Below are 21,945 nucleotides of genomic sequence, written 5' to 3' on the forward strand. Positions count from 1 at the left end.
CGGCGAGGTCGACCAAGGAGGGGAAGTTCGTGGACGTTTTCGACGTGCGCAGACGCCTCATCGATGACTACAAGGCCTTCACGACGTCGACGGTCGACATTGCCGATCCCCGGATCGACCAGTACGTCTCGGACCAGCTCGACGGCGACCGGCAGTGGCCGGAGCCGTGGCTCTCGTTGAACCCCGCCTTCGCCTCTGGTGGCCGCGTCGACGACCTAGTGGCCGAGGGGCTGCTGCACGAGGAGTGCAACCGCATCTTCCGAGTCAAGGGTGACCCCGAGGACAGCCGCGGGCCGCTCCTGACGCTGCACCACCACCAACGGCAGGCCATCGAGACCGCCGCCACCGGCAAGAGCTACGTCCTGACGACCGGCACGGGCTCCGGCAAGTCGCTCGCCTACATCGTCCCGATCGTGGACCGCGTCCTGCGTCAGCCCCGGTCGCGCGGGGTCAAGGCGATCGTCGTCTACCCGATGAACGCGCTCGCCAACTCGCAGGTCGGAGAGCTCGAGAAGTTCCTGCGCTTCGGGTACGGCGAAGGCAAGGAACCGGTCACCTTCGCGCGCTACACGGGCCAGGAGCAGGGTGAGGAGCGCGAGCGGATCCTGCGGGACCCGCCCGACATCTTGTTGACCAACTACGTCATGCTCGAGCTCGTCCTCACTCGACCGGAGGAGAGGCGCAAGCTCGTCAACGCTGCCAAGGGGCTTCAGTTCCTCGTGCTCGACGAACTGCACACGTACCGCGGCCGGCAGGGCGCGGACGTCGCCATGCTGGTGCGGCGAGTCCGGGAGGCGTGCCAGGCTCCCGACCTCCAGTGCATCGGCACCTCGGCCACGATGTCGAGCGCCGGTACTCCGGAGGAGCAGCGCGTCACGGTGGCGGGAGCCGCCTCGCGTCTCTTCGGAGCCGAGGTCACCCCGGAGCGGGTCATCGGCGAGACCCTGACGCGGGCGACCTCCCCAACCGCGTCCGACGATGTCGACGAGCTGACCAGGATGGTGCGCAGCGCGACCTTCCCCCACGACTACCGCGATCTGGCGGAGTCCCCCTTGGCCTCCTGGGTCGAGACCACCTTCGGCCTGCGCGCAGATGCCACGGGTGCTCTCCTGCGTGAGGTCCCGCAGCGGGTCTTCAAGGACGCCGCGCCCCGACTTTCCGAGATCACTGGACTGCCCAGCGACACCTGCCATACCGCCATCCAGCAGATGCTCCTGCACGGCGCCAACACCAAGCACCCGGACACCGGACGGCCGCTCTTCGCCTTCCGCTTGCACCAGTTCCTCTCGAAGGGAGACACGGTCCACGTCTCTCTCGAGCCGGAGGCAGATCGGTACATCACGACCAAGTACCAGGTGGCGGTGCCGGACGCCCCGATGAAGCTGCTCTTCCCCTTGGCCTTCTGCCGCGAGTGCGGTCAGGAGTACGTGATCGTCACCCGACGCAAGGTCAACGGCGTCACGACGTACACCCCGGGCAGCACGCGGGAGAAGAGCGGTCAGCAGAGCCAGGACGGTTACCTCTACATCTCCACGGACCAGCCGTGGCCCGTGGAGCCGATCGTCGAGGGTCGCCTCCCCGACGAGTGGGTGGTCGACAACCAGGTCGTCCCACGCCGGGTGAAGCACCTGCCGACCCCGGTCACCGTGAGCACGACGGGTCAGGAGACGCCGGGAGGCACTCCCGCGGCCTTCGTCCCGGCACCCTTCGCCTTCTGCTTGCGGTGCACGGTGAGCTACGAGCAGGTCCGGGGACGGGACTTCGGCAAGCTCGCCACACTCGACGCCGAAGGGCGTAGCTCCGCCGTCACGGTGATCTCCAGCAGCATCGTGCGGTCCCTCAAGCACGAGTCCAACTCTGCGCTCGCCCCCGAGGCTCGCAAGCTGCTCACCTTCGTCGACAACCGCCAGGACGCTTCCCTGCAGGCTGGCCATCTCAACGACTACGTGCAGGTCTCGCAGCTGCGGGGTGCCCTCCACCGGGCCGCTCTCAAGTCGGTCGAGGGGCTCACACACGAGACGGTGGCTGCCAGGGTCGTGGAGGAACTGGGCCTGACCCCGGACGAGTACTCCGCCAACCCCGGCGAGCTCTTCGGCGCCCAGCGTGGCACGCAGGCGGCCCTGCGTGACCTCGTCGAGTACCGCCTCTACGCCGACCTCCAGCGCGGCTGGCGGGTGACGATGCCCAATCTCGAGCAGACTGGTCTGCTGGAGATCGACTACGAGTCCCTGTCTGATCTGGCCGGCCACAGCGAGTCGTGGAGCAGCTCCCACGCAGCCCTGGCCACGGCGCGCGCCGACCAGCGCGAGGAGATCTGCCGCATCGTCCTCGACGAGTGTCGCCGAGCCTTGGCTGTGGACGTCGACTGCCTGACGGAGGAGGGTTTCGACCGGCTCAAGCGGCAGTCTCGGCAGCGCCTGAGCGGCCTGTGGTCCATCTCGCTGAGCGAGTTCGTCATCCCCTCGGGTATCGCCTACGCAGGGCCTGGGCAGAAGGGTGCGTCTCGGCACGCCCTGAACCTCTCCGGGAGGTCGGCCCTCGGGCGCTACCTCAAGCGCCCGGGCCTGTTCTCCTTCCACGCCACACCACTGACGAGTGACGACGCCCAGGAGATCATCCGCGACATCATGTCGGTGCTCGAGCGGGCCGGCCTCCTCGCCGCGGTGACGGGGGAGCAAGGGTTGGGCTACCGGGTCAAGGCATCGGCGCTCATCTGGCGTGCCGGATCGGGCGAGGGGGCCGTCGCCGACCCCTTGCGCAAGACGATCAAGACGGAGACCAAGGGGAGGGTCAACGCCTTCTTCCGCGACCTCTACCGCGATGATGCCGCAGAGCTGAGGGGGCTCCACGCACGTGAGCACACCGCGCAGGTGGGCCCGGCTGACCGAGAGCAGCGAGAGGAATCGTTCCGTCGCGGAGACCTCCCGATGCTCTTCTGCTCACCGACCATGGAGCTGGGCGTCGACATCGCCAGCCTCAACGCCGTGGGCCTGCGCAATGTCCCGCCGACTCCTGCCAACTACGCGCAGCGGAGCGGTCGCGCCGGCCGCTCGGGGCAGCCGGCGCTCGTCGTCACCTACTGCGCGACCGGCAATGCGCACGACCAGTACTACTTCCGACGGTCGCAGGACATGGTGGCCGGCACCGTGGCCGCGCCTCGTCTCGACCTGACCAACGAGGCTCTCCTGGTCGGGCATCTCCACGCGATCTGGCTCGCCGAGACCGGGGAGTCCTTGGAGACGCGGATGTCCCAGCTCATCGACGCCGAAGGGGAGAACCCCACCTTCGAGCTGCGTCCGGACAAGGCGATGGCGCTCGCTGACACTGACGCGATCCGACGGGCCATCGACCGCTGCCGGGAGGTCTTCGCGCCACTCCTGCCCGAGCTTCGCTCGACGACCTGGTTCCACGACGAGTGGATCGAGGTCAAGGTGCGCAACGCGCCCGATGCCTTCGATCGGGCGTGTGATCGGTGGCGTTCGCTCTACCGGGCCGCGCTCCGGGACCAGGCCGAGCAGAACAAGATTGTCCTGTCGGCGACGCGGTCGGCATCGGACAAGCGGGCCGCAGAGGCCCGTCGCCGTGAGGCGGAGAACCAGTTGCGCCTCCTGCGCAACGAGGACTCCGGCCAATCGCACTCGGACTTCTACACCTACCGCTACTTCGCGTCAGAGGGCTTCCTCCCCGGGTACAGCTTCCCGCGTTTGCCCCTGGCCGCGTACATCCCTGCCGTGCGCGCAGGCTCGGGTGGCCGTGACGGAGGGGACTACCTGCAGCGCCCCCGCTTCCTGGCCATCAACGAGTTCGGCCCGGGCGCGCTGATCTACCACGAGGGTGCGCGCTACGAGGTCAACCGCGTGCAGGTCCCGATGGCCGCCGAGGGTGCCGGGTCCATCGATCTGAGCGAGGCGCGTCGATGTGCCTCGTGCGGCTACCACCACGATCGGCAGCCCGGTCTGGATGTCTGCGACGCCTGCGGGACCACCTTGTCGGCGACCCGGACGGGGATGATGCGCTTGCAGACCGTCTTCACGCGTCGCCGCGAGCGGATCTCCAGCGACGAAGAGGAGCGTCGCCGCGCTGGGTTCGAGATCGAGACCTCCTACCGGTTCTCGCGCAACGGCTCGCGTCTCAACCGGCGTGATGCGCAGGTGACCACTGCCGATGGACAGCCCGTGCTGGACCTCGTCTACGGGGACACGGCGATGGTCAGGGTGACCAACCTCGGCCTGCGCAGGCGCAGCGACGACGCGCCTCCCGGCTACTGGCTCGACCCGGTCAAGGGGCGCTGGCTCTCGGACAAGAAGGCTGAGGAGGCCCTGGACGACGACTCCGACGATGTCGACGTCTCGCAGGTGAGCAACCCACGCCGGGTCATCCCCTTCGTCGAGGACTCCCGCAACGTCCTGCTCGTGCGCCTGAGGGAGTCGTTGTCCGAGGTCGAGACGACCACGCTGCGCTATGCGCTGGAGCGGGGCATCGAGGCGGCCTTTCAGCTCGAGGACTCCGAGCTGGGCAGCGAGGCTCTGCCCGACGACGAGGAGCGCGGCCGCATGCTGCTCACCGAGGCGGCCGAGGGCGGCGCTGGGGTGCTCAAGCGCGTGCAGAGCGAGCCCGAGGCGCTGGCCGCTGCTGCCCGTGAAGCCCTGTCGATCATGCACTTCGACCCGGACACCGGCGCGGACCTGAGCACGAGCACAGTTGGCCCCGACGGTGACGATCGTTGCGAAAAGGCCTGCTACGACTGCCTGCTGGCCTACGGCAACCAGTACGACCACCGCCTCATCGATCGTCACTCGACCCGGGACCTCCTGCTGTCCCTGCTCACGGCGCGCACCGTGGCTGGCGCTGAGGGTCGATCCCGGCAGGAGCACATCGACGACCTGCTCGCGGCTGCCGACACCGAGCTCGAGCGAGAGTGGGTGAGGCAGGTGGCCGACGCCGACCTCCTGCTGCCCGACGAGGCCCAGGCCCTCATTGAGTCAGCCAGTAGCCGTCCGGACTTCGTGTATCGCAGCCGAGACTCGTCCGTGGCCGTCTTCGTCGACGGCCCGGTGCACGAGCGCGCCGACGTCGCGGAGCGCGACGCGGCCGCAGAGGGCCGTCTGTGGGACGCCGGGTTGATGGTCCTACGATTCAAGGCCGGTGAGGACTGGCGCCAGATCTTCCGCGACAACACGCAGACCTTCGGAGAGGGGCGGGACTGATGGGGTTCACCGCAGGCACATTGGTCGAGGCGCGGGGACGTGAGTGGGTGGTCCTCCCCGAGAGCGAGGACGACTTCCTCGTGCTGCGTCCGCTGGGTGGATCGGACGACGACATCGCCGGGGTCTTCACCGATGAGGCTAGGACGGCGTCCTTCCCGCCTCCCCGTGTGGACGACCTGGGCGACGAGTCGAGCGCCGCGCTGCTCCGGGCGGCCCTGCGGATCGGCTTTCGCTCCAGCGCCGGCCCCTTCCGCTCCCTGGCGGGGATCGCAGTCGAGCCGCGGTCCTACCAGCTCGTTCCCCTCCTGATGGCCCTGCGCCAGGACGTCGTCCGGCTGCTGATTGCTGATGACGTCGGTATCGGCAAGACCGTCGAGGCCGGGCTCATCGCCAAGGAGCTCCTCGAGCTCGGCGAGGCGCGCGGACTGACCGTCCTGTGCAGCCCGGCCCTGGCCGAGCAGTGGCGTGATGAGCTGCGGGAGAAGTTCGGGCTCCGGGCAGAGCTCGTCCTGCCCAGCACGGCTCGTCGCCTCGAGCGTGAGCTCATCGGGTCCGAGTCCGTCTTCGAGCACTTCCCCGTCACCGTCGTCTCCACCGACTTCATCAAGAGTGACCGGCGTCGCCACGAGTTCCTGCGGACCTGTCCCGACCTGGTCATCGTCGACGAGGCGCACACGTGCGTGGCGGATGACGGCACGGGTGGTCGGGCCCGTACCCAGCGCTACGACCTGGTGAAGTCGCTCGCGGTCGACGCGTCCCGTCACCTGCTCCTCGTCACCGCGACTCCGCACAGCGGCAAGGACGAGACCTTCCGCAATCTCATCGCCCTGCTCGACCCCGCTCTCGCAGCAGTCGATCTGGAGCAGCGCAGCGGTCGTGAGCACCTCGCGCGTCACATGGTGCAGCGCAGGCGGGCGGACATCCGCAAGTACCTCGACGAGTCGACCCCCTTCCCCAAGGATCGGCAGACGCAGGAGGTGCCCTACAAGCTCACGTCCGCATATCTCGACCTCTTCGAGCAGGTGCTCCAGTACGCGCGCGAGACGGTCACGTCGAGCGAAGGGGGGCTGGCCCAGCGCGTGAGCTGGTGGTCGGCCCTGGCCCTGCTACGCGCACTGGCCTCCTCGCCCCGCGCGGCGGCCCAGACACTCGCGACGCGCAGTGCCACAGCCGAGGCCGTCTCCATCGAGGCGGCCGACGCCCTCGGCCGGGCTGTCGTGCTCGACCAGGCCGATGACGAGGCCCTCGAGGCCGCGGACGTCGCGCCCGGTGCCGGGGCGGACGACGACACCACCCGGGCACGGCGACTTCGGGCCTTCCACAAGGCGGCCGTGGCCCTGGAGGGCGCAGCGGACGCCAAGCTCACGTCGGTCACCAAGGTTGTCAAGCAACTCTTGGCGGACGGTTACCAGCCGATCGTCTTCTGCCGCTTCATCGACACCGCCGACTACGTGTACGAGCACCTGTCCAAGGCGATCCGCAACACCACCTTCGAGGTGGTCACCGGCACCCTGCCTCCTGCTGAGCGCAGCGCCCGGATCGATGAGCTCGGTCGGGTCGAGGGCCCGCGAGTCCTCGTGGCGACGGACTGTCTCTCCGAGGGCGTCAACCTCCAGGACCAGTTCCAGGCGGTCGTCCACTACGACCTGGCGTGGAATCCCACGCGTCACGAGCAGCGCGAGGGGCGCGTCGACCGGTTCGGTCAGCGCCACGACGTCGTGCGCGCCGTGACGATGTACGGGCAGGACAACAAGATCGACGGCATCGTGCTCGACGTGCTGCTGCGCAAGCACCAGGCGATCCGCAAGGCGACCGGCGTGTCCGTGCCGGTGCCGGACAACAGCCAGGAGGTCGTCGAGGCGCTCATGGAGGGACTGCTGCTGCGTGGTCTCGACGCCGAGCAGGGCGAGCTGCCCCTGGGCCTGGAGGAGAAGAAGGACGCGCTCGATGCGGCATGGGACAGCGCGGCTGACCGCGAGAGCAAGGCGGTCACCAAGTACGCCCAGACCTCGATCCACCCGGAGGAGGTCGCTGCGGAGGTCGAGGCGATGCGTGCCGCTCTGGGCAGTCGAGCCGAGGTGCGCGACTTCGTCTCCGAGGCGATGAGCCAGCTCGGATCCTCCGTGACGCCCTCCGAGCGCGGGTACGCCGCTACGACGACGAGCCTGCCGATCGGGCTGCGAGACGCGCTGCCGCGCGGAGCCAAGGAGCCTCTGCCCTTCGTCGAGGACTACCCCGTCAGTCGTGGCGAGGCTGTGCTCCACCGGACGGACGACGCCGTCGAGGCTGTGGCCCGCTACGTGCTCGAGTCAGCTCTCGACCCTCAGGTCCCGGATCACGAGCGGCCCGCCCGCAGGTGTGGGGTCGTCCGCACCGCCTCGATCGGCACCGCCACGACCCTCTTGCTGGTGCGATACCGCTTCCGCGTCGTGGTCCCCGGTCGGGACGAGCAGCGGGCATCCGTGGCCGAGCAGGTCGCCACCCTCGCCTACACGGGTCCGCCGAGCGACCCGAGGTGGCTCTCGGCTGACGATGTCGAGGCGCTCCTGGCAGCCAAAGCCACGGGCAACGTCCCCAGCCAGCAGGCGGCGCACTTCATGCAGCGCACCCTGGACGGGATCGATCACCTCCGGCCAGCCCTCGCCGACCATGGCGCACAGTTGGCCGCAGAGCTCGTCGACTCGCATCGCCGGGTGCGCAAGGCTGCGCAGGGCGCGAGCCTGCGTGGCCTGTCCGTCGAGGGTCAGGGCGAGCCTGATGTCCTTGGTACCTATCACTTCCTGCCCACGGTGGTGTCCTGATGGCTCAGTCGTCCTTCGTCGCCGTTCGGATCGAAGGGGGAGTGCTTCCCTCGGAGGTCCTCACCCGAGTGGTCTCTGCTCGAGGCGACAGCAATCTGCCCGGGATGGGGTCGGTCGACTACCACCTCGCAGCGGGAGAGACCGTCCGCGAGGCGGCCAACCGGGTGTGGGCCTACCTCACCGGTGCATGGGCCGCCTACCGCGACGAGCTGGCCAAGCTGCCGGAGGGCGACCCGGCGACCCGACTCACGCGTGAGCGCTGGTCGCTGCTGCTGCTCGACCAACTCGGCTACGGTCGCGTGCCCACGACGAGCGGGGGCATGTCCGCTGACGGCAAGACCTTCCCGGTGAGCCACCAGTGGGGACCGGTGCCGATCCACCTGCTCGGAGCCGGCGTACGCGTCGACAGCCGCACGGCGAAGGTGGCCGGCGCTGCGACGGCATCGCCACAGTCGATGGTGCAGGAACTGCTGAACCGCTCGGACGACCACACGTGGGCGATCCTCAGCAACGGCCGGGTCCTGCGACTCCTGCGCGACTCGACCTCGCTCGTCGGTGGCGCCTTCGTCGAGTTCGACCTCGAGGCGATCTTCGACGGTGACCTCTTCTCGGACTTCGTCGCCCTCTACGCGACCTGTCACCAGTCACGGCTCGAGGTGCTCGACGAGGAGGTGGGGCCCGACTCGTGCTGGCTGGAGCGGTGGCGCTCCGAGTCGCTGGAGCAGGGCTCGCGGGCTCTCGGCCTCCTGCGCGACGGCGTGGTTGCCGCGATCGAGGCGCTCGGCACCGGTCTGCTCAACCACCCGGCGAACCATGACCTCAGGGCGCAGGTGACGAGCGGAGCTGTCTCCAGGGACGACTTCAACCATGCCCTGCTGCGCCTCGTGTACCGGTTGCTCTTCACCTTCGTCGCGGAGGACCGCGGCGCACTGCTGGACCCGACGGCAGACCCGGCCGTGCGGCGTCGCTACCTCGACTACTTCTCCAGTGACCGGCTGCGCAGGGTCGCCCGCAAGCGTCTGGGCGATCGGCACTCTGATCGCTGGGCAGCGCTCCAGACGGTGTGGCGGGGACTCGGCCGGGTCGGGGGTGAGCCGAGGCTGGGCATCGTCGGGATCGGGGGTCTCTTCGAGGACGGCCCCCTCGACGAGCTCGTGCGGGGCTCGCTGGCCAACTCCGACCTGCTCGCGGCGGTCCGTGAGCTGTCGATCACGCGAGAGCCGAAGACGGGCTATGTCCGGGTGGTCGACTACCGCAACTTGGGCGCCGAGGAGCTCGGGTCCATCTACGAGTCGCTCCTCGAGTACGTCCCGCACTGGGATCCGTCGGGGAGTCGCTACACCCTGGCGCTCGCGGCCGGCAACAGCCGCAAGACGACGGGGGCCTACTACACACCCACGTCGCTCATCGAGTCCCTGCTCGACACCGCGCTGGACCCAGTCCTCGACCGGGCGGCCAAGGCCGCGGACCCGGAGGCGGCGCTCCTCGCGCTGCGCGTCTGCGACCCGTCGTGCGGTTCGGGACACTTCCTCGTGGCCGCTGCTCGACGCATCGCCAAGCGGGTGGCGGCTCTGCGTACGGGCGACCCCGAGCCTCCTCCGGAGCAGGTGCGCGTCGCGATGGCCGACGTCGTGTCGCAGTGCATCTACGGCGTAGATGTGAGCGCCTTGGCGGTCGAGCTGGCCAAGGTCTCGCTGTGGATGGAGACGATGGGGCCAGGGGTGCCCATGCCCTTCCTCGACGCCCAGATCAAGTTGGGGAACTCACTGATCGGTGCCACCCCGCGCCTGGTGGAGGAAGGCCTTCCGCAGGAGGCCTTCAAGCCGATCACGGGCGACGACAAGAAGGTCGCGTCTGCTCTCGCGAAGCGCAACAAGAACGAGGCGGTCGGTCAGTCGGCGCTCTTCGTCGAGGACTCGCCGTCGGTCGAGGCGGACCTCGCGGACCAGATTGAAGGGGTGATCGGAGCCCGGGCACTCTCGTTGACCGATGTCCACGCGCAGCGGGACCGCTTCGCCGGGTACGAGCGCTCAGCTGAGTACCTGGCCGCCAAGCGCGTTGCGGACGCATGGTGCGCCGCCTTCGTCTGGCCGATGGACACCCAGCACGTCTCGTCGGCGGCAGCAGCGGGTGGCGTCACCAACGCCGTGCTGGAGCGTCTGCACGCGGGTGAGGCGCTGTCCCCGGACGTCCAGTCCACGATCGACCGGCTGACCGCCGAGTACCGGTTCTTCCACTGGCACCTCGAATTCCCCCACGTCTTCACCGATCGTCAGGACGCCGGGACGAACCCTGGGACGGGGTGGAGCGGTGGCTTCGATGCCGTGCTGGGCAACCCGCCGTGGGAGCACATTGAGCTCAAAGAACAGGAGTTCTTCGCGGCGACTGACCCGGAGATCGCCGCTGCCGCTGGGGCGAAGCGCAAGAAGCTGATCCAAAATCTCTCAGACACCAATCCCCTCCTGGCTGAGCGGTACGAGGGCGCGAAGCGCAGGATTGATGGGATGCGGCACTTCACGGCCACATCGGGGGTGTTTCCCCTGTGCGGTCGTGGCCGTGTCAAGACAGATTCCGTCTTCGCGGAGCTTGGGCGCACCATCCTTGCGCCCCGTGGGCGGTTCGGGCTGATCCTGCCGACCGGCATCGCGACGGATGCGACGACCCAGTACTACTTCAAGGACCTGGTTACGCAGGGTTCACTGGTATCGCTCTTCGACTTCGAGAACGCCAAGCCGCTCTTCGACGGGGTGCACCGGAGCTTCAAGTTCTGCCTGCTGACGCTCGCTGGGCACGCCCACCGCGAACTTGAGGCGCAGTTCGCCTTCTTTCTCCACGACCCGGTAGACCTCAACCGTGACGGGGTGCGCTTCACGCTCACGCCCGAGGAGATCAACCTCCTGAACCCCAACACCGGCACGTGCCCGGTCTTCCGTACCCGCCGCGACGCCGAGATCACCCTCGGGATCTACCGCCGGGTTCCCGTGCTGATCAACGAGAACGACCCGGTCAACGGCAACCCCTGGGGCATTTCCTTTATGCAGGGCTTGTTCAACATGACCACCGACTCGCACCTCTTCCACACCCGCGAAGAGCTCGAGGACGATGGTTGGGTGCTCAACGGCAACGTCTTCGAGCGCGAAATCGATGGGGGGGGGATGACCCAGATGCTGCCGCTGTATGAGGCGAAGATGATCCACCTCTACGACACCCGTTGGGCCACTTACGAGCCCGACGGCACGACCCGCCTTATGACCGAGCAGGAGAAGGCCGACCGCAAGGCCCCCATGCCCCGCTACTGGGTGGCGGAGAAGGAGGTCGATCGCAAGCTCGACGGCAAGTGGGACAAGGCATGGTTCTTGGCATGGCGTCGTATCAGCAACACGACAAACGAGCGGACGATGGTCACGACTGTCGTGCCCAAGGTCGCGATGGGAGACAGTATCTTCCTCATGCTTCCGAAGTCTTCCGCCTCCGCGCGGGCGCTCCTGCGTGGGGCCATGTCGAGTCTGTGCTTCGACTACGTGACTCGTCAGAACATGGGAGGCACGAACCTCAACTTCTTTCTCGTCGAGCAGCTCCCTGCCCCCGGGCCGGGGAGCCAGGTCGACGGTCTGCAGTTCGACGTCCCGCAGGATTCGTGGTTGGCCCGGGCAACGGAACTGCTCGACCTCCACGGTATGACTCCTGAGCGAGCACGCCACACGCGAGCCGAGCTCGACGCCTACTTCTTCCACCTCTACGGCGTCACCCGAGACGACGCTGAGTACATGATGGGCACCTTCCCCATCACCAGGTCGAAGGACATCGACCAGCATGGCGAGTTCCTGACGCAGCGCTTGGTACTGGAAGCCTACGACGCCATGTCTGGGGCCATCGAGACGGGAACGACCTACGTCAGCGCCCTTGAAGGAGGCCGCACATGACCCGAGTTGAGCGCATGCTTCCCCTGTACGAGGCGAAGATGATCCATCACTTCGACCCACGGTGGGCGACTTTTGTCGACGGCAGCGCTGTGCGTGACGTCACTCTGCGCGAGAAGCGCGATGCGGATTTCGAGCCACTGCCTCGCTATTGGGTCCGTGAAGAAGTCGTGAACGAGGCACTGGTCGACCACGGGACGCCGCTGTTGGGCGTCCGCGACATCACGAACAGCACGAATGAGCGGACGGTGTTGGCGTCCATTTTCCCGTATGCCGCTGTGGGGAACAATCTTCCAATTGTTCTGGGCGCGGAGGACCCGTGGTCGTTGACGGGCGTGCTCTCTAGCTTTGTGCTGGATTTCGTCGCGCGACCGAAGGTAGGTGGTGTGCATCTGAACTTCTTCATCGCGCATCAACTTGCAGTGCTCCCGCCCGAGGAACTCGCTAAGACCGCTCCATGGGGGCAGCCGGGGTCACGCCTCGACCACTGGCTCGGGGACCGGGTCAAAGCACTTTCATTGCCCAGTAGCTGGAAGGATTTCCCTCGTCACGAGGTGAGATCCGAGATCGATGCAGCAATGTTTCATTCCTACGTCATCGCACGAGAGGATGTGGACTACGTCATGGAGACCTTCCCCATCGTCAAGCGCAAGGACATCGCGGCACACGGGGAGTACCGCACCAAGAGCCTTATCCTCGAGACGTACGACGCGATGGCCCAGGCCATCGAGACGGGCGTCCCGTACGAGTCGCCCTTCGACGACCTGCTGGCAGAAGGCAAGTGACGTGGCCAAGTACGACGCGCTGGCCGTGGCACTGAAGCAGACGCAGGCGACGTCGAGGACGCTCACCTTCGACGAGCTCGACGCTCTAGTCCCAGGGGGTCTGCCCCCTTCGGCCCGGCAGTATCGCGAGTGGTGGGCCAACGCCGTGTCAGCGGACGGACAGGCGGCCAGCTGGTTGGGCGCCGGGTGGAGAGTCGAGACAGTGAACTTGCCGGTGCAGGTGACCTTTGTGAAGCAGTCGGACGCTGCAGCTCCCGATCTCGAGGTCAACGTCATCCGACGTTCCGTCCTCCTACCCGCGCTGCTGCAGACTCTTGCCGACGCCGGACGCCCTCTCCCGCGCTCTGAAGCGCTCCAGATGATGTCCGAGCGAGTCACCTTCACTCCCTACGAGCTCGGGATGGCCGGCAAGACCGGGCGCACCCGGTGGAGCAACAACACGACATGGATGACGACGTCGCTGGCGGCCATCGGGTGGATGGACAAGACCCCGCAGGGCTGGAGCATCACGGACGCCGGACAGGAGGCCCTGGAGCAGTTCCGGAGCGGAGATTCGCTCCTGGCGGAGCACAACCGCCTTTACGCCCTGCACGTCGCCGAGCAAAAGGAAGGCCAGGAGTACGCCAAGCCGGCCTATGACGTCATCCGGGCAGCTCTCTCCTTGCTCGGCGACGGCCAGTGGACATCGGTGACCGACATGATCGAGGTCAGCGGGGTCGGTGCGTCTCAGGTCAAGGCCTTTGTGCTCGCTACATCGCCTGAGGGCGCCCACCGGCTCCTCCTCGACGGGGGAAGAGTGGATCCCGACGCGGTCGTGGGGGCGGGTCAGGGCTCTCAGCGCAGTGTCCTGGAGAGCGAGGGACTTGACTTCACGGCCGACGGCAGGGCCGACGAGACGAAGCACCAACGGGCAGAGGATCTGCGAGGTCCGCTCGAAGAGCTCGGGGCGCTCAAGCCGCTGCCACGACGCGCCTGGCTGGTGCGTGGCAGCAACGTCAACGGGCACGACCTCGTGCCGTTGTGGCGCGATCAGAGTTTCGTCTCCCTGCCCGCGACCAAGCTGCGTCCCGTCGAGCCCGGACTCGACCGAGCCGAGCTCAAGGCGATCGTGGCCGAGGACTATGCCTCGGTCTCCTACAACTCGCGGGCTTCCAAGGTCGACGAGCTGCATGCCTTCCTCAGCCGGATGCGCGAGGGCGACCTCGTCGGGACCGTGAGTCAGGGCAACCTCTATCTCGGGACCGTGACCGGTCCGGCGACCTACGCACCGACGGAGGACGGGCGCAGCAACCTCCGCCGAGCCGTGACCTGGGCCAGTGGCGAGGGCGTGGACTACGGCGACCTCCCCCCGTCCATCTCGTCGAGACTCCAGGTGCAGTACGAGGTCGTCGAGCTCACCGCCCAGATCGACGCCCTCGAGCGACTCCTCGGCAGCCCGGCTGAGGTGGCGTCTGCAACCGAGGTGGAAGAGGTGGTGCTTGTAGAGCCCACGCCCGAGCTGGCCGCGAGGCTCAACGTCGACCAGACGTGGCTGACCGAGTGCGTCGACCTGCTGCGCGACCGTCCGCAGCTGATCTTCTACGGCCCGCCAGGCACCGGGAAGACCTATCTCGCTCTGGAGTTGGCCGCCCACCTCGCTGGCGACAACGTGCGCCTCGTCCAGTTCCACCCTTCGTACTCCTACGAGGACTTCTTCGAGGGCTATCGGCCGACGCGAGAGGGCGCATTCGCGCTCAAGCCCGGGCCGATGCGCAAGGTCGTCGATCAGGCTCGTGAGAACCCGTCCACGCCCTACTTCCTCATCATCGACGAGATCAACCGCGGCAACCTGGCCAAGATCTTTGGTGAGCTCTACTTCCTCCTCGAGTACCGCGAGCGCAATGTCGATCTGCTCTATGCGGACGGCGGGGACGACGCAGGCTTTTCCCTGCCCTCCAATGTCTTCATCATCGGCACGATGAACACCGCGGATCGATCCATCGCTCTCGTCGACGCGGCGATGCGGCGACGGTTCGCCTTCCTCCCGCTGCACCCCGACGAGGTGCCGACCAAGGACGTGCTCCGTCGATGGCTCGATGCGGAGGGACTGGACCACGCAGTGGCCGACCTGCTCGACGCGCTCAACGCGCGGATCCACGACGTCGATTTCAAGATCGGGCCGTCGTACTTCATGCGTCCTGCCGTCCACGAGCCCGGCGGGATCGAACGTGTGTGGCGGACCGCGATCCTCCCGCTGCTGGAGGAGCACCACTACGGCGACGGGACCGATGTCGCCAAGCGATACGGGCTCGATGCCGTCCGTGCGTCGCTGCGTCCTGCTCAGATGCTGGTCGATGACGACCCGCGAGATGGTCGTGGCCTCGGCGACGATGAGGTGAGCAGCGGTGGCCCGGCACCTGACTCTCCGTGAAGGCGGACCCGAGCAGCTGGTCGAGATCGGTGACGAGGTCGTCGAAATCCTGATGGCGGAGGGGGCGGTCACCGCTGCCCGAGGTGCTGTCCGAGGCCAGTGGACGATCGCTGCGGCGAGCCAGGTCGGCGTGGTCCGTGTCGGGGACGTGCAGGTGTCGATCAAGCCCAAGGTGACGATCAGTCGACTCCTCTTCATGCTGGGGTACGCCAGAAACCCCGGATACTGGCGTGACGAGTCGGTGCTCCTGGACGGCGAGCCCGACTTGGTTGAGGCTTTGGCGCACTCCTGTACGCGGCTGACTCGTCGAGCCCTGGAACAGGGCGTGCTCAAGGGCTACCGGACCGTCGACGAGTCCGCCACCGTGCTGCGCGGGCGGATCAGGGAGTCGGATCAGATCCGGCGAAATTTCGGTCGGGCCATCCCGCTGGAGATCACGTACGACGACTACACCGTGGACGTGGCAGAGAACCAGATCCTGCTGGCCGCAGTGCTGCGTCTGCTCAAGGCCCCGGGGATCAGCGCGGACGTGCGCGCCCTGTTGCAGAGGCTCCGACTGCAGCTGGGGGATGTGAGCGTGCTGCGTGGTGGGCAGCTGCCACGATGGCAGGCGTCGCGCCTCAATGCGCGCTACGTGCCGGCACTGCGGCTTGCCGAGCAAGTGCTGCGCGGACGGTCCTTCGAGCAGCGCCGAGGCGACCTCGAGGTGTCAGGATTTCTCGTTAGCATGGCGAAGGTCTTCGAGGACTTCGTGTGCACGGCACTCATGGAGGCCACTCCCTTCGCGCACGGTCGGTCGCACCTGCAGTACCCGGCGCATTTCGACGTGATGGGGGCGGTGCCGATGAAGCCGGACTTCGTGTGGGAGAGCGGCGGTGTGCCACTCGTCGTCGCCGACGCGAAGTACAAGCTCGAGAAACCGTCTGGGTATCCCAACGCTGATCTGTACCAGATGCTCAGCTACTGCACGGTGCTCGGACTCAGGGACGGGCATCTGATCTACGCGAAGGGGGAGCAGGAGCCGGTGGTGCACCGGGTCGTGGGAGCTGATGTGCAGATCCACTGCCACGCGCTTGACCTCGAGGGGTCTCGAGACGAGCTCATGAGCCGATTCGTCTCGATCGCCGGAACCATGCGCGGGGGCGAGCGATCAGCAGGGGTGTCGGGTGCCCAGCCGTCGTCAGCAGGTCGTGCCGCAGGCGCTATCCGGGCTGTCCGAGGCCTCACCTAGAGTCGACCTCGTCGTGGAGAAGGTAAGTCTGGTTGGGATGGAAGCATGGTGGGGGGACGCGTGCCCATGAGGACGTGCACTGATCGTTTGCGACAGCTGCTGATTCATGTGGACGAGTCGTCAGGCATCCCGCATGGAGACCTCATGGAGGCGATCGCGGACACCTCATGCCCCGTTGGCCACGAGCTCCATGTCCATGTCGCCGCGAGTCACTTGGCGCAGGACGGCCCGCGCCTGAAGCTCTCGCCGGCAGGTGAGTCTTGGCTCATCGATCACGGGAAGCCGCCGGTCGATTGGGCAGGTGCGGGGCCGGCGAGCGCCCCCTCACTACGCAACTGGCAGGCCGAAGCCTTGAACGCCTGGGCGCACCACGGCAGGCAGGGCGTAGTCGAAGCGGTGACGGGTACGGGGAAGTCCAGGGTCGGAGTCGAAGCGATCCGCGAGGCGCTCGACGACGACTTCGACGTGGTGGTGGTCGTGCCCACGACGGCTCTTGTCGAGCAGTGGGTTCGCACACTCCTGAACGCTGGGATCACCGGCGTCCTGACGACACTGGAGGGCTCGCGGCCTACCTGGCTTCGTCATCGAGTCATCGTCGGGACCGTGCAGTCCCTGTACCAGTCGCCCCCGCAGCGAGCCGATGGCAAGGTGCTCATCGTCGCGGACGAATGTCACCGGTACGGAGCCGCTGAGTGGTCCCGCGTCCTCGATGCTGGATATCGCCGGAGGCTCGGTCTCACGGCAACCTTCGAGCGCAATGACGAGGGTCTCGCTCTTCTCCAGCGGTACTTCGGTGGAGGCCCCATCTATCGGATTGGCTTCCCCGAGGCGATCAGGACGAACGTCGTGGCGCGCTACGATGTGAAGCTGCTGGGGGTTGACCTGACCCCCGGTGAACGGTTGGACTACGACGACGCCGAGGAGCGCGTTCGGGACGCGCGGGTCAAGCTGTTGGCTGCGGATTTCCCTGCTGAACCCTTCGGGGCCTTCATGACAGAGGTCCAGCGCGCGGCCGAGGGAGACGCGGACCCGACGATCGAAGACGTCGCACGCCAGTACCTCAAGGCCTTCTCGGATCGAGTCGACGTCATGGCGGGAGCCGTGGGCAAGAGCGAAGCCATGGAGGTGCTCGCGCCAGCTGTCGGGGCTTCCCGAGGTGCACTCGTCTTCACCCGTCGCAAGGACGCTGCGGAGGACTTGGCCTCGATCCTGCGTGACGGGGGCGTGGAGGCGCACCCGATCCACAGCGGGCACACGGCCACCCAGAGGCGTGAGCGCCTCGCCGGTCTGAAGACGGGCAGAATCCAGGCGCTCGTCGCTCCGACAGTCCTCGACGAAGGGGTGGACGTCCCCGACGTCGATCTGGGGATCGTGATGAGCGGCTCCAAGTCGCGCCGCCAGATGATCCAGCGGATGGGCCGTGTGCTCCGGCGGAAGGCGGATGGTCGCAAGGCCACCTTCATCGTGGTGTACGCGAGAGGGACGGCGGAGGACCTCTCCTCGGGGGACGGTCAGGAGGGAGCGCTCGACCTCATCCTCGAGAGTGCTGACCGGGTGTTCCACCTCGAGCGTGACGGTCAGCTGCTGGTCCAGCGTGAGGTGCCGGTAACGCGGCGACAGATCGCGCCCGGAGAGCCGGCTGTTCGACTTCTCGGGGGAGTGCCTGAGCATGTGCTCCAGTCGGACGTCGGCCAACCCGAGCGCCCCGAGTCGAACCTGCCGCAGGCGCTGCGTGACGTCGATCCAGACCGCTTGCCCATGACGGTGAAGGCGCGCGGTGAGTATGCCCGGGCCCACGATGTCGATGCAGACACGGCAGAGGAAGGCCTCAGAGAGGCGCTGCGGGTGTTGATGACCAGCAGGCGCGTCTACCGCAAGACATCCGTCTTCGGCGGCTTCGCCCTGCGCGATGACGTGCAGGAGCTCGTCATCACTCCGGACCGTTTCGTCGGGTACCGCCTCTATCGGCGCCCGGCTGCCGCGACGCTAGATCCGCAGGCGACGGTCGGTGATGGAGAACGATCGATGGCCGCCATGCCTGACGAAGAGGTCGTCGTCCTGGACAGCCTCGTCCCGGCGACGATCCTTTTCACAGGGGATGCGCTCGAGCAGGTGTGCGACGTCTTCGAACTGGGCGAACTGCGGATGAGTGATGCGTTGCGCGAGGCGAGGTCGATCTTCGAACTGGACCTCGGGACCGGCTCAACCGTGATTGAAGAGCCCGAGGGCTATGCGGTTTGCTGTCTTCTGGCGACCTGGCGAGTGGATCGCGACATCGCCCATGTCGTTGGCGTGGTTGCGACACGACCAGAGATTGAGACTCATGATTTCGATGCGGTTCAGGTGCGCTCGGACCCGATACCTGATCGGCCATATGACGTGACGGCGGATGGCGAGCGGCCGGCGGAGTCCCCAGTCGCGGCGGTCGACGTCATCGACCAATTGGAGCGCCTGGCGGACCTGAAGGTCAGAGGGCTGCTTACCGAAGACGAGTTCGCGGCGGCAAAGGCCAAGGTGTTGGCATAAGAGATCCGCGCCGCTTTGCGTCAGGTCATTCAGGCGGAATCCAGGGCCCCCTGAGCAACGCTCCGAGGTGAGGCCCAGGTCCTGTGTGCCATACGAAGGCCCAGCCGCTGCGACATCCGAGGGTGCTCGCGCTCCATTCGTGTGTAGGCCGACTTGACGTTGGTCGTGTACAGCAGATCGCGCAGGAGCAGGACCTCGAACGCGGCCGCCTCGACGAAGTCCACCGTCTTGGTGTACCCGACGACTGCCCTGGCGTTGGTGGCCCGACAGAGGTCTATGAGCTCTTGATCCTTGGCGGCCATCGTCGAGCACGAGGCGAAGAACAAGACCTTGTCCTCACACCTGCTCCCGAGAATCTCAGCGAACTCCTTGATCGTCACGCCTTCATCGCCGAACCAGAGCTGCCCACGAGCGCCGTGACAGACGAAGTAGCCGATGGGCATCGAGGTGAGCCGACGCCATTTCTTTGCATAGAACTCGAGGGCGTCCCTTGTCGCGACGTTGCGGTGGACGTAGGGGGTCCCTTCGCAGTCCCGGAGCAGGCCGAGCACTGGCTCGACGGTCCGTCGGTCGCGGGCGGGGCCCCATTCACCTTCGAAGCAGTAGATCCCTTGTGCCATGTATGAACACTTTTGGTCCCTCGGTGGGGTGTCAAACGCTCAGCCGGATCGTTGTCGGTGGTCCCACCTACGCTGTGGAGCAGGTCGACGGAGGGGAGTGGCTGATGTTCGATCAGCGGGTCGAGGCAGCGTGGAGGGACTTCCACGAGCGTCTCGTGGCGGCCATCGAACGGTTCGGCGAGGGCGAGATCTTCCGGATCTCACTCGACCGCACGAGCGTCTACGAGGCGGGGGACGCTCCCTTCGTCGAGCTCAATGTCGTCCTGCCGCAGGTGCTCGTCGAGGTCGCCTCCAACATGACTTTGGCTCGTACATGGCGTATGAGCCGCACGCAGCAGGCGAGGGTCCGCCGGCTGGGCATGGTGTGCCCGACGCGGCAGGAGCCGACATACGGCAAGTACTACGACATCGCGCGGCCCGACGAGGCGGCCGCGGCGGCGATCACGGCACTGCGCGAAGGGTTCGGTGTCGTCGACCCGGCGCTGCTCACCAGCCCGAGCCCCGTCCTGACTCCACCCACGCGCGAGCCCTGGGAGACCAGCCCGCTGCTCGCCGACGGCGCCCAACCCACCAGTCGGGCGGAGGTCAACGCTCTGGTCGCCATCGCCCTTCGCCCTCTCGTGGGGGAGGTGCACACGACTGACGACGGTGACGCCATCGTCCACTTCTACGACACGTCGATCTTGGTGCAGCCGTCGAGGCGAGCGCCGCGCATCCGCATGTGCTGCACGCTGCCGCACCACGAGCATGACCTCGACGAGGCCACCCGGATCGCCCAGCGGCTCAACGAGTGCATGCATGCGCTGAAGTTCGTCGTGCTCGACGGCGAGGACTTCCTCGTCATGGTCGACATGCTGGCCAGCCCCTTCGTGCCTGAGCACCTGCGCGAGCACCTGGAGGCACCTCTTCAGCATCATCAATGGCTGGGAGGACGAGTTCCTCCCTGAGGCACGCGACCGACAGGAGACGCCGTGAGCGAAGCCCCAGCCAGCCGGTTGCGCTGCGACCGCTGCGGGTCGCACGCCACCCACCAGCTCGTCATGGGCATGCCCACTGCCGAGACGGCGGCGCAGGTCGCGGCCACGCCGTGGCAGCGGCTCGGTGGGTGTCTGATCGTGCCGGGCATGTGGACGGCCGAGTGCCTGACCTGCGGTCAGCGAGAGGCGGTCGAAGGGGGCCCAACCGACTTCATGCCGGCGCCGCCACCCGACTGCACCGTCGCCCGGGCGATCACCCGGTACGCCGCTCGCTGCCGCGAGAAGCTCGGCCAGGCGACGACCTCCGTCGTCTCCCACGCCGGGCTGTGGCTGCTTCTCGCTGCCGTCGCTGAGCACGTCACCGGCGACGACTGCGCCGTGCTCGAGGAGATCCTTGGCATGCCGGTCGGGGAGGCGAGTGCTGCCGCACGTCGGCTGCTCGGCGCACCGCACCCGACCCTCGCTGCTGCGGCTGGAGCCTGGGCTGCGGGGGATGCGGTGACACCCGTCGGGGTGGAGCGGCCGATCCCTGACCAGGCCTGGCTGGATGCGTGGGCGTCAGAGCGCACACGCGGACTCATCCCGCAGTTCCCACTCGAGGTCACCGAGCTGACCCGCATCGTGCTGGCGACGGCGCTCGTCCTCGAGCCACGGTGGACCGAGCAGCTCACCACCGGTGGCGGCGGCCAGTGGTTGAGGCTCGGTGGGGGCCTGCAGACGATCGTCGAGACTGCCGCTGCCGGGGCCGTCCTCGTGGCCAAGCCGCACTCCGAGGACGGCATCGACGTCATCAGCGTGCGCGCTCACCCGAGGGTCGCTCCGGCGCAGGTCTGGCAGGCCGTCGACGAAATCGTGGCGCTGCTGGACGACGGCGCGCTGTGGCACGGCGAGCGACCGCACGGGCTGCCGCGCCGGGGATTCGGCTGGCGGTCCAGGGCAGCGCGGGTGCAGATGACCGACTTGGCGCGCGCAGAGTTGCCGACCGATGCCTGGGGGAGGCCGCAGCAGTGGCGCAGCCAGGTGCCGTCGTGGTCGGCTCAGGAGACGCTCGACCTCACCGAGGCGCCCGGCGTCGCCGAGGCCGCACACGCGATCCTGCCCGACGAGCCCGGCGCGGCGACGAGCTGCGTGCAGTCGGTGCGGGCGGAGTACGACGCCGACGGGTTCCGGGCGGCTGCGCTCACGGCGCTGGACCGGGTTGGGTCCGCGCCGAGCTTCGAGCAGGTAGACGTGGAGCGGGTCGATCTCGACTTCCGTGCCCCGCACGCTGTCGTAGCCGTTGCGCGCGGCGGGGCGTGGGAAGGCGTGCCGCTCGTCAGCGCGTGGGTCCCCGGACCCAACTACATGGACTCCGACGGGGAAGCTCTGGAGCTGCTCGCCGAGACCGACCCCGACGAGGCTGCCGCGCTGTCAGCCTACAAGGAGGCGCGGATGCGGGAGCGTGGCGAGATCGTGTGATGGTCGCTCA

At 67.4% G+C, this 21,945-nt stretch carries 10 protein-coding genes; 9 read left to right on the plus strand and 1 reads right to left on the minus strand.

Going from position 1 to position 21,945, the window contains the following annotated elements:
* Positions 1-29 precede the first annotated feature (29 nt).
* From NYE39_RS00610 to NYE39_RS00640, 7 genes are all read left to right on the plus strand, one after another.
* A complete protein-coding gene (locus tag NYE39_RS00610; protein WP_341011582.1) occupies positions 30-5,207 on the plus strand; it encodes a DEAD/DEAH box helicase in 5,178 nt (1,725 codons plus the stop codon).
* A 47-nt stretch (positions 5,208-5,254) separates the two neighbouring features.
* A complete protein-coding gene (locus NYE39_RS00615) occupies positions 5,255-8,008 on the plus strand; it encodes a helicase-related protein (protein ID WP_341011583.1) in 2,754 nt (917 codons plus the stop codon).
* Complete coding sequence (locus tag NYE39_RS00620; protein ID WP_341011584.1) at positions 8,008-11,931, plus strand: Eco57I restriction-modification methylase domain-containing protein; 3,924 nt, start codon at positions 8,008-8,010, stop codon at positions 11,929-11,931. The genes NYE39_RS00615 and NYE39_RS00620 overlap by 1 nt, the downstream gene beginning before the upstream one ends.
* Positions 11,928-12,713, plus strand: coding sequence for a hypothetical protein (locus NYE39_RS00625; RefSeq protein ID WP_341011585.1), 786 nt, complete (start codon positions 11,928-11,930; stop codon positions 12,711-12,713). The genes NYE39_RS00620 and NYE39_RS00625 overlap by 4 nt, the downstream gene beginning before the upstream one ends.
* A 1-nt stretch (position 12,714) precedes the next feature.
* Positions 12,715-15,123 carry an AAA family ATPase gene (locus tag NYE39_RS00630; protein WP_341011586.1) on the plus strand — a complete coding sequence of 803 codons (2,409 nt, stop codon included), beginning with the start codon at positions 12,715-12,717 and terminating at the stop codon, positions 15,121-15,123.
* Positions 15,098-16,354, plus strand: coding sequence for an McrC family protein (locus NYE39_RS00635; RefSeq protein ID WP_341011587.1), 1,257 nt, complete (start codon positions 15,098-15,100; stop codon positions 16,352-16,354). The genes NYE39_RS00630 and NYE39_RS00635 overlap by 26 nt, the downstream gene beginning before the upstream one ends.
* Before the next feature lie 144 nt (positions 16,355-16,498).
* The gene (locus tag NYE39_RS00640) at positions 16,499-18,880 is read left to right on the plus strand and encodes a DEAD/DEAH box helicase family protein (RefSeq protein ID WP_341011588.1); all 2,382 of its coding nucleotides are present in this window, start codon (positions 16,499-16,501) and stop codon (positions 18,878-18,880) included.
* A gap of 29 nt (positions 18,881-18,909) precedes the next feature.
* On the opposite strand, the gene NYE39_RS00645 is transcribed toward NYE39_RS00640, so the two are convergent.
* Entirely contained in the window at positions 18,910-19,500 is a 591-nt protein-coding gene (locus NYE39_RS00645; protein ID WP_341011589.1) for a DUF6642 family protein, read from the minus strand.
* A 104-nt stretch (positions 19,501-19,604) separates the two neighbouring features.
* Between NYE39_RS00645 and NYE39_RS00650 the strand changes: the two genes are divergently transcribed.
* Entirely contained in the window at positions 19,605-20,447 is an 843-nt protein-coding gene (locus tag NYE39_RS00650) for a TY-Chap domain-containing protein (RefSeq protein ID WP_341011590.1), read from the plus strand.
* 24 nt (positions 20,448-20,471) lie between these two features.
* Positions 20,472-21,935 carry a hypothetical protein gene (locus NYE39_RS00655; RefSeq protein ID WP_341011591.1) on the plus strand — a complete coding sequence of 488 codons (1,464 nt, stop codon included), beginning with the start codon at positions 20,472-20,474 and terminating at the stop codon, positions 21,933-21,935.
* Positions 21,936-21,945 lie beyond the last annotated feature (10 nt).

Source organism: Janibacter sp. FSL W8-0316 (assembly GCF_038004165.1).
Classification (GTDB): Bacteria; Actinomycetota; Actinomycetes; order Actinomycetales; family Dermatophilaceae; genus Janibacter; species Janibacter indicus.